13 protein-coding genes and 1 pseudogene are annotated in these 16,886 nt (G+C 63.5%); 10 read left to right on the top strand and 4 right to left on the bottom strand.

Features of this window, described 5'->3' with window-relative positions:
- The first annotated feature begins 388 nt into the window (after nucleotides 1-388).
- The 3 genes from K0F86_RS15885 (at nucleotide 389) to K0F86_RS15875 (ending at nucleotide 6,229) form a co-directional block, all read left to right on the top strand.
- On the top strand, nucleotides 389-3,433 hold the full coding sequence (locus K0F86_RS15885) for a TonB-dependent receptor (protein ID WP_219135304.1): 3,045 nt from the start codon (nucleotides 389-391) through the stop codon (nucleotides 3,431-3,433).
- A gap of 66 nt (nucleotides 3,434-3,499) precedes the next feature.
- A complete protein-coding gene (locus tag K0F86_RS15880) occupies nucleotides 3,500-4,891 on the top strand; it encodes a Gfo/Idh/MocA family protein (protein ID WP_219135303.1) in 1,392 nt (463 codons plus the stop codon).
- A 63-nt stretch (nucleotides 4,892-4,954) separates the two neighbouring features.
- Nucleotides 4,955-6,229 carry a DUF3472 domain-containing protein gene (locus tag K0F86_RS15875; protein WP_257572181.1) on the top strand — a complete coding sequence of 425 codons (1,275 nt, stop codon included), beginning with the start codon at nucleotides 4,955-4,957 and terminating at the stop codon, nucleotides 6,227-6,229.
- 10 nt (nucleotides 6,230-6,239) lie between these two features.
- Here the strand turns inward: K0F86_RS15875 and K0F86_RS15870 are convergent, their stop codons facing one another.
- Nucleotides 6,240-6,752: a hypothetical protein gene (locus tag K0F86_RS15870; protein ID WP_219135302.1), complete on the bottom strand. Its 513-nt coding sequence runs from the start codon at nucleotides 6,750-6,752 to the stop codon at nucleotides 6,240-6,242.
- 250 nt (nucleotides 6,753-7,002) lie between these two features.
- Here K0F86_RS15870 and K0F86_RS15865 point away from each other — a divergent pair, with 250 nt between their 5' ends.
- From K0F86_RS15865 to K0F86_RS15855, 3 genes are all read left to right on the top strand, one after another.
- On the top strand, nucleotides 7,003-7,515 hold the full coding sequence (locus tag K0F86_RS15865) for a sigma-70 family RNA polymerase sigma factor (protein ID WP_257572180.1): 513 nt from the start codon (nucleotides 7,003-7,005) through the stop codon (nucleotides 7,513-7,515).
- Nucleotides 7,488-8,489: a FecR domain-containing protein gene (locus tag K0F86_RS15860; RefSeq protein ID WP_219135300.1), complete on the top strand. Its 1,002-nt coding sequence runs from the start codon at nucleotides 7,488-7,490 to the stop codon at nucleotides 8,487-8,489. The genes K0F86_RS15865 and K0F86_RS15860 overlap by 28 nt, the downstream gene beginning before the upstream one ends.
- 85 nt (nucleotides 8,490-8,574) lie before the next feature.
- Nucleotides 8,575-11,037 carry a TonB-dependent receptor gene (locus tag K0F86_RS15855; protein ID WP_257572179.1) on the top strand — a complete coding sequence of 821 codons (2,463 nt, stop codon included), beginning with the start codon at nucleotides 8,575-8,577 and terminating at the stop codon, nucleotides 11,035-11,037.
- A gap of 4 nt (nucleotides 11,038-11,041) precedes the next feature.
- On the opposite strand, the gene K0F86_RS15850 is transcribed toward K0F86_RS15855, so the two are convergent.
- Together K0F86_RS15850 and K0F86_RS15845 are read right to left on the bottom strand one after the other, a co-directional pair.
- The gene (locus tag K0F86_RS15850; protein WP_219135299.1) at nucleotides 11,042-11,419 is read right to left on the bottom strand and encodes a SirB2 family protein; all 378 of its coding nucleotides are present in this window, start codon (nucleotides 11,417-11,419) and stop codon (nucleotides 11,042-11,044) included.
- 87 nt (nucleotides 11,420-11,506) lie between these two features.
- Nucleotides 11,507-11,953: a GNAT family N-acetyltransferase gene (locus K0F86_RS15845; RefSeq protein WP_219135298.1), complete on the bottom strand. Its 447-nt coding sequence runs from the start codon at nucleotides 11,951-11,953 to the stop codon at nucleotides 11,507-11,509.
- A 283-nt stretch (nucleotides 11,954-12,236) separates the two neighbouring features.
- Here K0F86_RS15845 and K0F86_RS15840 point away from each other — a divergent pair, with 283 nt between their 5' ends.
- Genes K0F86_RS15840 through K0F86_RS15830 form a run of 3 tightly spaced genes read left to right on the top strand, consistent with a single transcriptional unit; the run spans nucleotide 12,237 to nucleotide 15,624 of the window.
- Nucleotides 12,237-13,481: a nitrate/nitrite transporter gene (locus K0F86_RS15840; protein WP_219135358.1), complete on the top strand. Its 1,245-nt coding sequence runs from the start codon at nucleotides 12,237-12,239 to the stop codon at nucleotides 13,479-13,481.
- 8 nt (nucleotides 13,482-13,489) lie between these two features.
- Nucleotides 13,490-14,875, top strand: a complete 1,386-nt coding sequence (locus K0F86_RS15835) for a NarK family nitrate/nitrite MFS transporter (RefSeq protein ID WP_219135357.1) — start codon at nucleotides 13,490-13,492, stop codon at nucleotides 14,873-14,875.
- A 56-nt stretch (nucleotides 14,876-14,931) separates the two neighbouring features.
- Nucleotides 14,932-15,624 carry a carbonic anhydrase gene (locus tag K0F86_RS15830; RefSeq protein WP_219135297.1) on the top strand — a complete coding sequence of 231 codons (693 nt, stop codon included), beginning with the start codon at nucleotides 14,932-14,934 and terminating at the stop codon, nucleotides 15,622-15,624.
- 121 nt (nucleotides 15,625-15,745) lie between these two features.
- Here K0F86_RS15830 and K0F86_RS15825 read toward each other — a convergent pair whose 3' ends face one another.
- Complete coding sequence (locus tag K0F86_RS15825) at nucleotides 15,746-16,117, bottom strand: ribonucleotide reductase subunit alpha (protein ID WP_219135296.1); 372 nt, start codon at nucleotides 16,115-16,117, stop codon at nucleotides 15,746-15,748.
- 231 nt (nucleotides 16,118-16,348) lie between these two features.
- On the opposite strand from K0F86_RS15825, the pseudogene narZ reads away from it, so the two are divergent.
- Nucleotides 16,349-16,886 (top strand): annotated as a pseudogene (narZ, locus tag K0F86_RS27570) (nitrate reductase subunit alpha); the annotation flags it as partial.

Here is a 16,886-nt window from a genome sequence, read left to right as displayed (position 1 = left end):
AGCCCATCAGGGCTGTTTTCGCGTTTTTCTCCCCGGATTTTTGGTCCGTTTCACCGTTCCCGCTCACTTCCCTGCCTACGCGTGTATCTGTCATACCACGATAACGAAAGTTATCTGCCGCGCCACTGATTGAATCGAAAGATAAATCGCGTTTATTTACCCGGTTAAGCGATAAATTTGCGTTATAACTTTCTTTTTGTTGACGATACTTATTTTTCTTTTTAAAGTAATCCCCAGAAAACGAAAATCAGCCGATACGGACTGATTTCCCGAAAGGTGCGGCTGTCTGGCTCTACCTTCCGACGAACACCATAAAAATGGCCTTCCCCCGACTCCGTCCCGGAGCGGGGAGGACGCGTAAAACCCTCGATATAGACGGAGACACAGCATGCATACCACCCGACTCAAATTGCGCGACATCAGCCGCGCCGCCGCGATCGTGATCGCACTGGCGGCCGGCGTGCCAGGCCAGGCCTGGGCACAGTCGAACGCCACGAGTACCATTTTCGGCGAAGTGAGCGCACCGGCCGGCGCCACCGTGGTGCTGGAAAACCTGGCCACGGGCGTGCGGCGCACTTTGACGCCCGATACGTCGGGTCGCTATGTGGCCAACTCCATGCCGCCAGGCCGCTATGCGGTGCGCGTGCTGCGTGCCGGTTCGGTGGAAGCGTCGCAGGAAGTCGAAGCCCTGATCGGCGCCGGCGCGGAAGCGAACTTCGGGCCGGCCGGCGTGGCCGCTTCCGTGGGCCAGGAGCAGACCGTCGTGGTGAAAGCGTCGCGCAACCCGATCGACGTATCGAACACGAACAATGGCGTGATCTTCACCGCCAAGGAACTCAAAGCGCTGCCGGTCGGGAACGATGTGGCGTCCATCGTGCAGCTGACGCCGGGCGTGGCGCGCGGCACCAACAGCGTGTATGGCAATGCGCCGTCGATCGGCGGCTCGGGCCAGTCGGAAAACGCCTTCTACGTCAACGGTTTCCCCATCACGAATATCCTGACCCAGGTGGGCGCCTCGGAGCTGCCGTTTGGCGCGATCTCCAACCTGCAGGTGCTGTCGGGCGGCTACGGCTCGGAGTTTGGCCGCTCCACGGGCGGCGTGATCAACATCACCACCAAGAGCGGCGGCAACAAGGTCGAATTCGGCGGCAAGGTCTCCATCATCCCCCGTTCGCTGAAGGGCACAACGGAAAACCGGTACTACCCGAACACGGGCGCCAATCCGGGCACGGATGGCACCTTGAAGTACTGGAACCGCGATAACGGCAGCACCAGCAAGGTCGTCGGCTTGTACGGCAGCGGGCCGCTGATCCAGAACAAGCTGTTCGCCTTCGTGGCGCTGGAACAGACGCGCACGGACGGCGGCGCCGTCGCCGGTGCGCGCGACGACTCGGACAAGGTGCAGCCGAACGGCTGGCGCGAGAGCAAGAGCAAGGTTGACCGCATGATGGCCAAGCTCGACTACAACCTGACGGACGACCATCACTTTGAATATACCAAGCTGTATGACCGCACGACTACGGATAGCCAGAGCTATGGCTTCGACTATGCCACGCTGAAACGCAACAACGTGCCTGGCGGCGGGAGCGAGACCACCATCAACTGCTGCGGTTCGTCGGCCGCGCCGGGCGCGAATGTCGACATCTTCAAGTACACGGGCTACCTGACGAACCAGTTGACGGTGACGGCCATGATGGGCGAATCGCGCACATCGCACCGCCGCATGCCGAATGGCTACGATCCGAGCCTGGCGCAGACGGTCTCGAATAGCGATACCCGTGTACCTGGACTGACGTACGCCAATCCGCAGGCGGTGACGGGGACCCTGGTCGACCCATCCTCGGAAGACCGCCAGAAGGCCAAGCGCCTGGACCTGGAATACAAGCTGGGCAAGCACTCGCTGCGTGGCGGCATCGACCGCATCGACGTGGAATCGCAAGTGGGCCTGAGCCTGGCCGGCGGCTACCGCTGGAGGTACGAGAAGGTCAAGGATCCGACGCTCCTGATCAACGGCGCCTTTGAGACGCCGGCCCAAGGCAACGGCTATGGCAAGGATGGCTATTACGTCAGCAAGGAATTGAACGCCAATCTGGCGCGTCCGACCAGCGTGCAATCGGCGCAGTACATCCAGGATCACTATCAGGTCACGGAACGCGTGCTGCTGGACCTGGGCCTGCGCCGGGAACAGTTCACCAACTACAGCACCGATGGCGTGGCCTTCATTTCGCAGCGCAACATGATCGCCCCGCGCGTGGGCGCCACCTGGGATTACCTGGGCGACGGCAGCCTGAAATTCTTCGCCAACGGCGGCCGCTACCACTTGCCGGTGCCATCGAATTTATCGAGCAACATGGCCAGCCCCTTCCTGGCCACCAGCGAGATGTACACTTACACGGGCGTCGATCCCGTCACGGGCGCGCCGACGGGCCTGCACGCGATCAGCAAGCCGTATTCGGCCAACAATGCATATGGACAGAGCCGCGATGCGCGCGAAGTGACGGCCGTTGGCCTGAAACCGCTGTCGCAGGATGAGTTCTCGCTGGGCTTCGAACGCGCCCTGAGCAAGAAACTGGTGGTGGGCGCCAGCGTCCTGTATCGCAAGCTGAACGACACCAACGACGACGTCTGCGACGCGCGTCCGCTGCAAGCCTGGGCCACGCGCAACAGCGTCGATACGGCTAACTGGAGCGGCTTCCAGTGCGCCATCATCAATCCGGGTCGCGACAACAGCCTGATGGTGGACTTTGACGATGGCAAGGGCCTGCGCCGCGTGGATATTTCGGCGGCAGAGTGGGGCAACCCGCTGCCATCGCGCACCTACCGCGCCTTGAACATGTTTGTCGAGCACCCGTACACGAACGGCTGGTACGGCAAGCTGACCTACACCTTGTCCGGCCTGAAGGGCAATATGGAAGGCCAGACGGACAGCATCGGCGGCGGCGACGTGGGCCTGACGGTCAGCGACGACCACAAGGAACTGATGTACAACGCGTATGGCTACCTGCCGGGCGACCACCGCCACGCCTTCAAGGCCTACGGCTTCATGCAGGTCATCCCGGACGTGATGGTGGGCGCCAACCTGTCGCTGATCTCGGGCGCGCCGCGCAACTGCATCGGCGCGCTGCCCGATAACCTGAAGTTCGAGGGCAATTACGGCGATTCCTACTTCTATTGCAACGGCAAGCCGGCGCCGCGCGGCAGCCAGGGTCGCCTGCCGTGGCAAGCCCAGCTGGATATGAATGTGGCCTATACTCCCAGCGCCGTCAAAGGCCTGAGCCTGAAAGTGGACGTGTTCAACGTGTTCAACAGCCAGACCGTCACCCGCTATACCGAAACGCGCGAAGACCATGGCGCCATCTCCCGCAATTACCTGCAGGTCGATGGACGCACGGCGCCGCGTTCCGTGCGCTTCACGGCTGAATACACTTATTAACCTGCAACCGGCGCGCCGTGCGGCGTGCCGGTGACGATCATTACCAACGGAAGCGAGAAGAGACCAATGACGACACAAATCAATCGACGCAATTTCCTGTCCGCCAGCGCAGCGCTGGCCGGTGGCGCCATGGCCGGCAGCGCCTTGCTGCCTGGCGATGCCAGCGCCGCACCTGCCGCCGGCCGCGACAAGGTCCGCCTGGGCCTGATCGGCACGGGCATGCGCGGCCAGGTGCTGCTGGCCGAACTGGTGCGCCGCGACGACGTGGAAGTGGTTGCCCTGTGCGATATCGAACCGATCATGCTGAAACACGCGCTGGGCCAGGTGGCCAAAGCGGGCAAGCCGCGTCCGCGCACCTATGGCGAAGATCGCGACCAGAAAGCCTACCAGCGCATGCTGGACGCGGGCGGCCTCGATGGCGTGATCATCGCCACGCCGTGGGAATTCCACGCACCGATGGCGATTGCCGCGATGCAGGCGAAAATCGCCGTCGGTTGCGAAGTGGTGGCCGGCATCACCCTGCAAGACCACTGGGATGTCCTGAATACCCAGCTGAAGACGGGCACGCCGTACATGTTGCTGGAAAATGTGTGCTACCGCCGCGACGTGATGGCCGCGCTGCAGATGGTGCGCGCGGGCCTGTTCGGCGAACTGCTGCACCTGCAGGGCGGCTACCAGCACGATTTGCGCGCTGTCAAATTCAACAGCGGCAATCCGGCAAAGCCGTATGGCGGCGGCGTGGAATTCGGAGAGAAGGGCTGGTCGGAAGCCCATTGGCGCACGCAGCACTCGGTCGAGCGCAATGGCGAACTGTATCCGAGCCACGGCATCGGCCCGTGCGCCATGTACACGAACATCAATCGCGGCAACCGTTTTACGCGCATCAACGCCTTTGCGACCAAGGCGCGCGGCTTGCACGACTACATCGTCAAGCAGCCGGGCGGCGCGCAGCATGCGAACGCCAAGGTGAAATTCAAGCTGGGCGACGTCGTCACCACCACGCTGGCGTGCGAAAACGGCGAAACCATCATCCTGCAGCACGATACCAGCCTGCCGCGCCCGTATTCGCTGGGCTTCCGCGTGCAAGGCACGGACGGCCTGTGGATGGACTTGAATAATTCGATTCATATCGAAGGCGTCAGCAAGCCGCACCAGTGGGACGACTTCAAGACTTACCAGGACAAGTATGAGCACCCGGTCTGGCGCAAATACGCGGCGCAAGCCGAAGGCGCGGGCCACGGCGGCATGGACTTCTTCGTCATCCACGCCTTTGTCGAAGCATTGAAGGCCAACGCGCCGATGCCGATCGATATCTACGATGCCGTCACGTGGAGCGCCATCACGCCGTTGTCCGAGCAGTCGATCGCCGCCAACTTCCAGACCCTGGACTTCCCCGACTTCACGGGCGGCCAGTGGAAAGCGCGCAAGCCGATCTTCGCCCTCGACGGCAAGTACTAAGGTTTCACAACCCGCTACCGCGCCTGCCGCCGTAGCGGGGTTTTTCCATTCCAGGAGACGTTGATGAAACACACAAGTTCCTTGTTCTACGCAGTCCTTCCCGCCATGCCTTTACTGGCCACCTGCGTGGCCGCCTGCGTGGCCGCGCCCGTGGCGTCCGCGACGCCCGCCAGCGTGGAACTGGCCGGCAATGCCTTCATCACCAGTGCAGACAAGGGCGCCGTCATCGGCGAACATGGCCTGACCGGCTGGAGCAATCCGGCAGCGGTGGCCAGCACGTATTTCCGCGTGGCTGAAGCGGGTCCCGTCCAGGTGGCGCTGGACGCCAGCCTGGCCGATGGCGGCGACAGCACCATCCGCGTGAAGATCAACGGCACGCCGTTCGACGTCAGGCTGGCCGGCAAGGACCGCAAGACCTACGCCGTCGGTACGGTCAATGTGCCGGCGGCCGGCTATGTGAAGGTGGACTTGCAGGGATTGACGCGCGCCAAAGCCACGTTCGGCGAGGTCGCCGCGCTGAAGGTGGCGGCCGGCGCCGCGCTCAATTACGCGAATGACCGCGCCAATTACTACTGGTCGCGGCGCGGGCCGTCCGTGCACATGGGCTACACGGTGCCGGCCAATACCGAGTATTTTTATAACGAGATGACGATACCCGTGGGACAGGACGCCATTGGCTCCTACTTCATGGCCAACGGCTTTGGCCAGGGTTACATGGGCATCCAGGTGAAGTCTCCCAGCGAGCGCTGGATCCTGTTCTCCGTGTGGGACGCCGAGAATGGCGCCAAGACCACCCTGGTCAGCAAGGGCGCCGGTGTGGTCGACAACGCATTTGGCGGCGAGGGCACTGGCGGGCAAACCTACCTTTCCTATCATTGGGCGGCCGGCACCACGTACCGCTTCATCACGCGCGCGCGGCCCGACGGCAAGGGCGGCAGCGATTACTCGGCCTGGTTCTTCGCGCCCGAGACGGGAAAATGGCGCTACATCGCCACCTGGAAGCGGCCGGCGATTTCCACGTATTTGACGCGCGTGCATTCCTTCCTCGAGAACTTCATCGATACCCTGGGCCACACGGAGCGCCGCGTCCAGTTCGGCAATCAGTGGGCAAGGAACGTTGCCGGCACCTGGTCGGAAGTGACGGCAGGGCGCTACACGGGCGACGCCACGGCCACCAACGCGCAGCGCATGGATTATGCGGGCGGCGTGGAAAACGGCAAGTTCTACCTGCATAACGGCGGTTTCTTCGCCGGGTACGTGAAAACCGGCCAGAACTTCACGCGCCCGGCCACGGGCCAGGCGCCCGCCGTCGACGTGAGCGCCTTGCCGATGCAATAGTCGTGGGTACTCAGAACGGCCGCTTGCCCACCGTCGCTTCGATGCCGCGATAGTAGGTGAGCGGCCGGACTATCGTCACTCCCATCAATGCCGCCGCCTGGATGATATCGTCCGTGTCGCGCCGGTACACCACCAGCGCATCCATTTCGTCGGAGCCGTTGCCGTCGATCTGGATCAGCTCATAGCCGCCGTCTTCCACGGCGCGCCGCGCCAGTTCCGTGTCGAGCCACTCGAAATAGGGCAGCGCGCTACCGCCGCTGTCCTCGAGCATTTCATAGGGGAAGTCCGGGAATTCGTCGAACATGTCCTGTATCTGTTCGTGCAGTTCATCGAGCTTGTCGCTCGACGCCATATGGCGGGCCAGATGCAAGAGGATCGCCACCGTGTAGGCCTGCGCATCGCTGTCGATCCACTCGTCGCGCGGAGCGGAGGGCGCAGCGGTGATGGCGGTGACGGCTTCGTCGAGTTCCTCTCCTTCCAGTTCACCGCAGGTCAGCTTGGTCAGCAGTTCAGATAGCAGCATGTTTGCCTTTCAATGGTGTGGATACATGGCCAGGGAGGCCTGCTTGTTCAGGTGTTGCCAATACTATCATTGCCGCGTATCTGGGCGCGCTCTGCAGAACTTGCAACGCGCGCTACGCCGACGGACGCGATCATCATGGCAGTGTTTGCAAGAATCGCGTCAGACAGGCATTTGCAGGGCGCTTGCACCGCAGCACCGCATGGATATAGAATGCGAATCATTATTATTCGCGAATCAAGGAGGTTGCGACGTGCCGCCTGCCCAACCCGGCGTTCACCAGGAGGTGGGCAGCCTGTATCACGATCACCACCGGTGGCTGCAAGGCTGGCTCAGGCACAAGTTGGGCAACGCCTTTGATGCGGCCGACGTGGCGCACGACACTTTCATGCGCCTGCTCAATCGCGAAGAAAGCATCGCCGCGCGCGAGCCGCGTGCCTTCCTGACGACGGTGGCCAAGGGCGTGCTGGGCAATCTGTATCGCCGCCGCGATCTGGAGGCGGCGTATCTGGACACCCTGGCCAGCCTGCCGGCGCAAAGTGCGCCCGACCCCGAGGCGCAGGCGATTCTGCTCGAAGCCCTGTTCGACATCGACCGCCGCCTCGATGGCCTGGCGCCGGCCGTGCGCCGCGCCTTTCTGCTGTCGCAGCTCGATGGCATGCCGCAGGCGGCCATTGCGCTGGAACTGAATGTCTCGCTGGCCACCGTGCAGCGCTACCTGGTCAAGGCCATGCACCAATGTTTCTTTGCGCAGCCGGCACCGTGATGGGCGCCCTGACGCCGGAAGCGGCCAGCCTGCAAGCTGTCGAATGGCTGGTGCGCCTGCAGGCCGGCGACGTAGCGCCGGAAGTGGAGCAGGCCTGGCGCGCCTGGCGCGGCAGCGACCCGGAACATGAGCAAGCCTGGCAGCATGTCGAAGTCTGCATGGCGCGCATGCGTGACTTGCCCGCGCCGCTGGCGCACGGCACGCTGGCGCGCAAGCCCGCGCATGCCCAGGCCAACGCCGCGCGCCGCCAGTCGTTGACATTCCTGGCGCTGCTGGCCGTGGGCGGCGGCGCCTGGCTGGCGGGCGGCGATGAGCAGGCGCGCTTCTGGCTGGCCGATTACCGTACCGGTACGGGCGAGCTGCGCCACGTCGTGCTGGACGACGGCACGCGCATCGCGCTCAATACGGCGTCCAGCATCGACGTGCGCTATGACGCGGGCCAGCGCCTGGTGACAGTATTAAAGGGCGAGATCATGGTCAGCACGGCGCGCGATCCGGCCGGCCGGCCGTTTTTGGTGCACACGGCGCAAGGCCGCTTGCAACCGGTGGGCACGCGCTTTGCCGTGCGCGCCGGTGGCGACGTCACGCGCCTGGGCGTGTTTGCGGGCGCGGTCGACATCATGCCAATGCTGGCGCCCGGCGCCGTGCAAAGGCTGCACCCCGGTCAGCAAACGATGTTCACGGCGAACCGCATGGGGGCAATCGAGGCCTTGCCTGCCGGCGCGGACGCCTGGACGACGGGCATGCTGGTGGCGCACGATATGCCGCTGGCCGAGTTTATCGGCGAGCTGGCGCGCTACCGCCATGGTCGCCTCGCTTGCGATCCCGCCGTCGCGCACTTGCGCGTGTCGGGCATCTACCCGCTGGCCGATACGGGGCAGGTGCTCGACATGCTGACGCGCACCTTGCCCGTCGACGTGCGCCAGAGCACGCGTTTCTGGGTGAGCGTGGTGCCGCATCGGCGGCATGCATAATTATTTTCTGAAAAACTGAGGGGTTTTCGATTTTCGCGTGACATGGCAAGTGAACCCTTCATTCACTTTCAGGAAAACAGTCCGCATGCCCAGCACAACTCCTATTTACGCTTCTTCCGCTTCCACCGTATGCCGCCGCCGCGTGGCGGCGCTGGCCGTCAGCCAGGCCCTGTGGTTGCTCGCCGCCAGCGGCGCCTCGGCTGCCGCCCCCCTTGCCCAGACAGCCAATACGGCGCGCATCGAGCTGGCGATACCTGCCGGCACCCTGGAACAGGTACTGGTGCGCTTCGGTCAGCAGACGGGCACCATGCTTTCCTACCAGGCCGCCGCCTTGGCGGGCAAGCGCAGCGCCGGCCTGACGGGCAGCTACAGCGTGCCTGCAGCGCTGGGCGCCATCGTCGCCGGCTCGGGCTTGCGCGCCGTACCGCAGGCAAATGGCGGCTATGTGCTCGACGCGGCAGCGGCCGATGGCGGCCAGACCATGCCCGAGATGAAGGTCAGTGCCAGCTTTGATGCGAACGGCGCGACGGAAGGCAGCGGCGCCTATACGACGCAGACCATGCGCTCGGCCACGCGCCTGGGCCTGTCCGTGCGCGAGACGCCGCAAGCCGTCAGCGTGGTCACGCGCCAGCAGATGGATGACCAGAATCTGCAAACGGTGGAAGACGTGCTGCAAAACGCGGCCGGCATCGCCATCAACCGCTACGACAGCGACCGTACTTCGTTTTTTGCGCGCGGCTTTTCCATCGCCAGCTATCAGTACGACGGCATCCCCACTACGGTCGACAATGCCTACAACGTGGGCGACAGCACGCTGGACATGACGGCCTACGACAGGGTCGAGATCGTGCGCGGCGCCACCGGCCTGCTGACGGGCGCGGGCGAACCGTCGGCCACCATCAACCTGGTGCGCAAGCGCGCGTCAGCGGGGCAGCTGGCCGGGAATGCGGCCCTGAGCCTGGGTTCCTGGAACAATGCGCGCGCCAGCGCCGACCTCTCCACGCCGTTGACTGCGGACGGCAAGGTGCGTGGCCGTGTCGTGGCCAGCTACCAGGACAGCGAATCGTATGTGGATCTGTACCACGGCAAGAAGGCCATGGCGTATGCCACCGTGGAAGCGGACCTGGTGCCCGGCAGCGTGCTGATCGCCGGTTATGAATACCAGGATAACCGCCCGCGCGGCGGCATGTATGGCGGCTTGCCGCTGTGGTATGCGGATGGCGAGCGCGCCACGTTTTCCCGCTCCGCCACCACGGCCACCACCTGGAGCCGCTGGTTCAGCACCAGCCAGACGGCTTTTGTGCGCCTGGAGCAAAGCCTGGGCAGCGGCTGGAACCTGACGGCCATGCTGAATCACGGCTGGGGCAATTATTCGGCGGCCGAGCTCTTCGCCAATACCTGGCCGGACAAGGCCACGGGGCAGGGCGTGACGGGCTACGCCGGCTTTTACTCGGGCACGCGGCGCCAGGACAGCGTCGACGCCTATGTACAGGGACCGCTGCAACTGCTGGGCCGCACGCATGATCTGGCGTTCGGCGTCTCGGGCAGCAACCAGTTTTCCAGCAATCCGGGTCTGGCCGGCGGCAGCGTCGACTACGGCAATTTCCATCAATGGCAGGGCGTGACGCCGGAGCCGGACTGGAATAACCCGAATTTCTCGCGCTGGCAATTGCTCGACACGGTGCAGCAGCGCGGCATCTATGGCACGGCGCGCTTTTCGCTGGCCGATCCCCTGAAACTGATCGTCGGCGCGCGCTACAGCCGCTACAAGGCGGACCACGTCGATGACTGGGGCGGCAGCTACGCCTATGCCAAGCATGCCGTCACGCCGTATGCGGGGCTGGTATGGGATATCGATGCGCAGCATGCGCTGTACACCAGCTACAGCAAGATCTTCAAGCCGCAGGGCTACCAGGACCGGTTTGGCCGCTATCTCGACCCCGTGCAGGGCAAGAATGTGGAAGCGGGCGTGAAGGGCGAGTATTTTGGCGGCAAACTCAATGCGGCACTGGCCGTGTTCCGCATCGCGCAAGATGGCCTGGCGCAGGAAGACACGGGCCATTTTGTCGGCAATGCGCTGACGCAGGCGTATTTCGCGGCCTCGGGTACCACCAGCAAGGGTGTGGAACTGGACGTCTCGGGCGAGCTGGCCAAGGGCTGGAACGTATCGGCCAGCGTGTCGCACGCGGCGGCCGAGGACAACGCGGGCGCGCGCTTGAACAGCTATGTGCCGCAGACCCTGGCGCGCGTGTTTTCCACGTATCAGCTGCGTGGCGACTGGCGGGCGTTATCGGTGGGCGGCGGCGTGAACTGGCAGAGCGGCGCCTACCGCGATGCCACGGGGCCGAAGGGCACGGAGCGCGTGGAGCAGGGCGGCTATGCCGTGGCCAGCCTGATGGCGAAATATGCGCTGTCGCGCCAGCTGTCGCTGCAGGCGAACGTCAACAACCTGTTCGACAAGCATTACTACAGCCAGCTCGGCATGTACAACCAGGGTTACTGGGGCGCGCCGCGCAATGCCAGCGTCACCCTGCGCTACATTTTTTGATGCATCACAGCGGCCAGGCCTGTTTGGTGACGGCCACGGCGATGATGTAGGCGAATACCAGCACGGCGCCGGCAAACGCGGCGCGGCGCGCGGCCGGCGTCTTGCCCCGTTTTAGCGCGATGGTGCCCAGCACGATGTAAGCCACCAGCGCGCACAGCTTGGCGGCCAGCCAGGGCTGGCTGCCCGGCGACTGGCCGCTCCACACGGCCAGGGCGATGGCGCTGGCCAGCAAGGCCGTGTCGATCAGGTGCGGCAGGATTTTTACCCAGCGCTGCTGCAAGGCGGGCGAGGCGCGCAGCATCCAGGCGCCGCGCAAGAGGAAAAGACAGCCGCTGGCGGCGGCGCAACCCATGTGGAAGTGCTTGAGGATCAGATAATCCATGCGTGATGTGGTGGGTGTTGATTGACGGTGGCGCCAGCATAACCGCCTTTGGCGCGCCGCGCCATACGCCGTCGGGATGATGCGCTCCTAGCGCAGGAATTTGACGTACACGAGCTCCGGATCGCCTTCGTCGAGATGCTCGATCTGGCCGCTGCGCACGAAGCCCGCGCTGGCGAACAGCCGTTGCGCGGCGCCATTGGACTGGTTCGTCGAGGTGAACAGCTTCTCTGTCTGGCACGCGTCTGCGGCGGCCGCCAGCAGGCGCAAGCCCACGCCGCGCCGCTGCTGGCCGGGAGCGACCACCACCAGCGAGACAAAACCGTGGCCGAAGAAGTCGTCGTGCGTGAGCACATAGCCGACCACCTGGTCGGCGCGGATGGCGACCATGCATAGATCCCTGTCGACGGCGGCGCGCACGGCATCGCCACGCTCCGGGTGCGTCTGCGCATACGCGTCGCATGCCAGCATGGCTGCCACATCGCCATGCCCGGCCATGCGGGTGACGATTTCATCTGCTTCCGTTCTGTTCTCCATGCCGCTCCCTGTTGTGTCGGTGCCGAGTGTGCCAAAAATACCCGCGTTTGTAAAACGCCCGCCATCCAGCCTAGGTCCGCACCCCGCCATCTAGTCACTTTTGCCGATGCGGCTATCCAGATTGCCTTTCCAGAATCACCCTGTGGCCGATAGTGCCTTTCGCCTCTGCCACGTAAGCTGGTCGGGACGGCTGGCCAGACGGCCAGTGCATTCATGGAGAAACATCGTGGCTACCCTAGATGGCACTAAGAACAACAGTAGTAACAAGGCAGTCGAACCGGGCATGCGGCGCAAGCAGGCGTCCGTACTGATAAGCAGTACCTTCGCATTTACCATCTGCTTCGCGGTATGGATGATGTTTGCCGTACTGGGCATCCCCATCAAGACCAGCCTGGGATTGACTGAAACACAATTCGGCCTGCTGGCCGCCATGCCCGTGCTGACGGGCTCTCTCGTGCGCGTACCGCTGGGCATCTGGACGGATAAATACGGCGGACGCCGCGTTTTCTTCCTGCTGATGCTGGCCAGCGTGGTGCCGATCTACCTGATTTCCTACGCCACCGCCTACTGGCACTTCCTCGTGCTGGGCATGTTCGTGGGCCTGGCGGGCGGCTCGTTCTCCGTCGGCACGCCGTATGTGGCGCGCTGGTATGAAAAGGAGCGCCGCGGCCTGGCGATGGGCATCTTCGGCGCCGGTAACTCCGGTTCCGCGCTGACCAAGTTCGTCGCGCCGGGCATCGTCGCCGCCTTCGGCTGGCAGATGCTGCCCAAGGTGTATGCGGTGGCCATGCTGGCCACGGCCATCATCTTCTGGCTGTTTTCGTACACGGACAAATCGCACCTGGCGCCATCGGGCGAAAGTTTTTCGGCGCAGATGAAGGTGCTGAAGGACCCCCGCGTATGGCGCTACTGCCAGTACTACTCTGTCGTGTTTGGCGGCTATGTGGCGCTGGCGCTGTGGATGACGAAGTATTACGTGGCCGAATACGGTTTTGATTTGAAGCACGCGGCGCTGCTGGCTGCCTGCTTCTCGCTGCCGGGCGGCGTGCTGCGCGCGTTTGGCGGCTGGATCGCGGACAAATACGGTGCGGCGAAAGTCACCTGGGCCGTGATGTGGGTGTGCTGGGTGTGCTTTTTCCTGCTGTCGTATCCGCAAACGCAGATGGTGATCGAGACCGTCACGGGGCCGCTGGCCATCCACATCGGCCTGTCGCCGCTGTGGTTCACCGCGCTGCTGTTCATCGTCGGCATCGCCATGGCCGTGGGCAAGGCGTCCGTCTTCAAGTTCATCGGCGATGATTTTTCCGACAACATCGGCGCCGTCTCGGGCGTGGTGGGCCTGGCCGGCGGTCTCGGCGGCTTCATCCTGCCCGTGATGTTCGGCGCCCTGGTGGACTTCACCGGCGTGCGTTCGAGCGCCTTCATGCTGCTGTACGGCACCGTCTGCGTTTCCCTCGTCTGGATGTATTTCTCGTTCAAGCCGCTGCGTGCGGCGACTATCCCTCAACCTGCAGGAGCAACGCTGTGAGCAAACCAATGAGCCGCTATATGATCAATACGTGGGAGCCGGAAACCCCGAGCTTCTGGCAAAGCACGGGCAAGGCCACGGCCGCGCGCAATCTGTGGATTTCGATTCCCGCGCTGCTGCTGGCGTTCGCCGTGTGGATGGTGTGGAGCGTGGTGGTGGTGAATCTGCCCAACATCGGTTTCACCTACAGTAACAACCAGCTGTTCTGGCTGACGGCCTTGCCGGGTCTGTCCGGCGCCACCTTGCGCATCTTTTATTCCTTCATGGTGCCGATTTTCGGCGGCCGCCGCTGGACGGCCATTTCCACGGGCTCGCTGCTGATTCCCGCCATCGGCATCGGCCTGGCCGTTCAGGATGTGAACACCGGCTATCCGACCATGCTGATCCTGGCCCTGCTGTGCGGTTTCGGCGGCGGCAATTTCGCCTCGTCGATGGCCAACATCAGCTTTTTCTATCCGAAGGCGAGCAAGGGTTTCGCGCTGGGCATGAATGCGGGCCTGGGCAACCTGGGCGTGTCGGTGGTGCAGTTCGTCGTGCCGCTGGTGATCACGTTCGCCGTCTTCGGCGCCTGGGGCGGCGATTCGCTGACCTGGGTCAAGAATGGCGTGAGCAAGGACATGTGGCTGCAAAACGCGGGCTTCATCTGGGTGCCGTTCATCGCGCTGTCGACCTTGCTGGCCTGGTTCGGCATGAATGACCTGGCCTCTGCCAAGGCGTCGTTTTCCGAGCAGGCCGTGATTTTCAAGCGCAAGCACAACTGGCTCATGTGCTGGCTGTACACGGGCACCTTCGGCTCCTTCATCGGTTATTCGGCCGCGTTTCCGCTGCTGATCAAGATCCAGTTCCCCGACGTGAATCCGCTCGATTACGCCTTCCTGGGACCTTTGGTCGGTGCGCTGGCGAGGGTCGCAGGTGGCGTGATTTCCGATAAACTGGGCGGCGCCAGAGTCACCCTGTGGTCCTTCCTGCTGATGATAGGCGCCGTGCTGGGCGTGCTGTACTTCATGCCGCAAGCGGGCGTGGGTGGCAGTTTCAGCGGCTTCTTCTGGATGTTCATGCTGCTGTTCGCCGGCACGGGCGTCGGCAATGCGTCGACTTTCCGCATGATCCCCGTGATCTTTTTGACGGAGCACCAGCGCGCGGCCGCCGGCAAGGGCAAGGCGGCGCAGGAGCAAGCCATCCTTGACGCCAACAAGGAAGGCGCGGCCGTCCTGGGCTTCACGTCGGCCGTGGCGGCCTACGGCGCCTTCTTCATCCCGAAAAGCTATGGCACCTCGATTTCGCTGACGGGCAGCCCCGACGCGGCGCTGTGGTGCTTCATCGGCTTTTATGTCAGCTGCATCGCGATCACCTGGTGGTGCTATGCGCGCAAGAATGCGCCGATGCCTTGCTAAAGTTGGAATGTCTGGCAAGTCGTTCTTGCCAGACGTTGAGGAAATGAGAGTCTGTCATGGAAGAACTGGAAAAATTCGTCAACGGCTTCAGCCTGTTTCAGCAGCAGTACTTCAGCGAGCCGCAAACCCTGTACGACAGCCTGCGCGACGGGCAGCGGCCCACGACCTTGCTGATCGGCTGCTGCGATTCGCGCGTCGACCCCATGCTGCTGACGGGCAGCGATCCGGGTGACATGTTCGTCGTGCGCAATATCGCCAACCTCGTGCCGCCGTGTACGCCCGACGCGCCGCCCGGCGTCAGCTCGGCCATCGAGTTTGCCGTCTGCAAGCTCGAAGTGGCCAGGGTCATCGTGCTGGGCCACGCGCGCTGCGGCGGCATCCGCGCGCTGCTGGAACCGCAGCCGCGCGCGGAAGGGCAGGAAACGGACTTCGTGGGACAGTGGATGCGCATCGCCGAACCGGTGGCGCAGCGCGTGCGGCGCGAGCTGGCGCATCGCTCGTCGGAAGAGCAGCACCATGCGTGCGAGCTGGCCAGCATATTGCAGTCGCTGGATAACCTGCTCACCTACCCATGGCTGAAGCGCCGGGTGGAGCAGGGGGTGCTGAAACTGCATGGATGGTATTTCGACATCGACAGCGGCGCCCTGATGGCGTATTCGGCGCGCCAGCAGCAGTTTTTGCCGCTGGTCTGTCCGATAGAGCGGGCGCGCCATTTGCATGAGCGCCCGTGGCCGGATGCGGTCAGGTAATCCGAAACGTGCCGCCAACAATGTGTCGGATTACGCTACGCTAATCCGACCTACCTTGCATAATTGGTGGAAGAATGATGTAGGTCGGATTAGCCCGCAGGGCGTAATCCGACAAGTTCCCTCAGCTAAACCGTAACAAATCCCCGCTGCGGTCAAACGCCAGCAGGCTGTCGATGCGGCCTTGCTCGATGGCCGTCACCATGGCGCGCAGGGGCGCTTCGCAGTCCTGCGCGGCGGGTGGCTGGCCCTCGCGACCCGCCAGTCCCGCCACGAAGACCACGTCCCAGTGCGTCTGCATCTGTTTCGACTCCTCCATCAATGTCTCGAAGCTGCCCAGTTCATCGGGCAGCTTGTCGGCGCACATCACGGGCGTAAGGGACTTGCCCTGGCCGCCTGGCTGGGCTTGCGCCTGGGTAAAGGTGAACAGCAGGCGTTGCGGCTGTTCCTGGTCGCGGGCGCTGCGCAGCAGGCTGGCGTAATCGGTAATCGACATGGTGCTCTTTCTCTGTGTTGAACGATGACGACAGGTATACCGCAGCACGGTCGCGGCGCCCATAGGCAATAGTGACTACCCACCTATGCATTCCTGGTGCGGGAAACCGACTTCTTGCCAATACCGCCGGGCAGGGCACATCGATAGACTGTTTGTATCGACGCTTGAGCCATCCTGCTTGCAGCGTTTTTATGACCTGGCGCCGCTCCTGCGGCGCAATGTGGAGGTAGCATGAGTCACTTTCTGGACCGTCTTAAATTTTTTAGCAAGCCCGCCGAGCCGTTCTCGAACGGCCATGGCACCGTGGTCGACGAAGACCGTACCTGGGAAAACGCCTATCGCCAGCGCTGGCAGCACGACAAGATCGTGCGCTCCACGCATGGCGTCAACTGCACCGGCTCTTGCAGCTGGAAGGTGTACGTCAAGAATGGCCTGATCACCTGGGAAACCCAGCAAACCGATTACCCGCGCACGCGGCCCGACCTGCCCAACCACGAACCGCGCGGCTGCCCGCGCGGCGCCAGCTATTCCTGGTACGTGTATTCGGCGCAGCGCGTGAAATACCCGATGGTGCGCGGCCGCCTGATGGAAATGTGGCGCGAAGCGCGCAAGACCATGGACCCCGTCACCGCCTGGGACTGGATCAGCCAGGACCCCGTGCGCTCGCAGCAATACAAATCCATCCGCGGCCTGGGCGGTTTCGTGCGCGCCACGTGGGAAGAATCGAATGAAATCATCGCCGCCGCGAATGCGCTGACGATCAAGAAAT

The sequence above is a fragment of the Janthinobacterium sp. UMAB-60 genome (assembly GCF_900095235.1).
Taxonomy (GTDB): domain Bacteria; phylum Pseudomonadota; class Gammaproteobacteria; order Burkholderiales; family Burkholderiaceae_D; genus Janthinobacterium.
The sequence above is the reverse complement of the archived record's forward strand: the minus strand, read 5'-3'. Positions and strand labels throughout refer to the sequence as shown.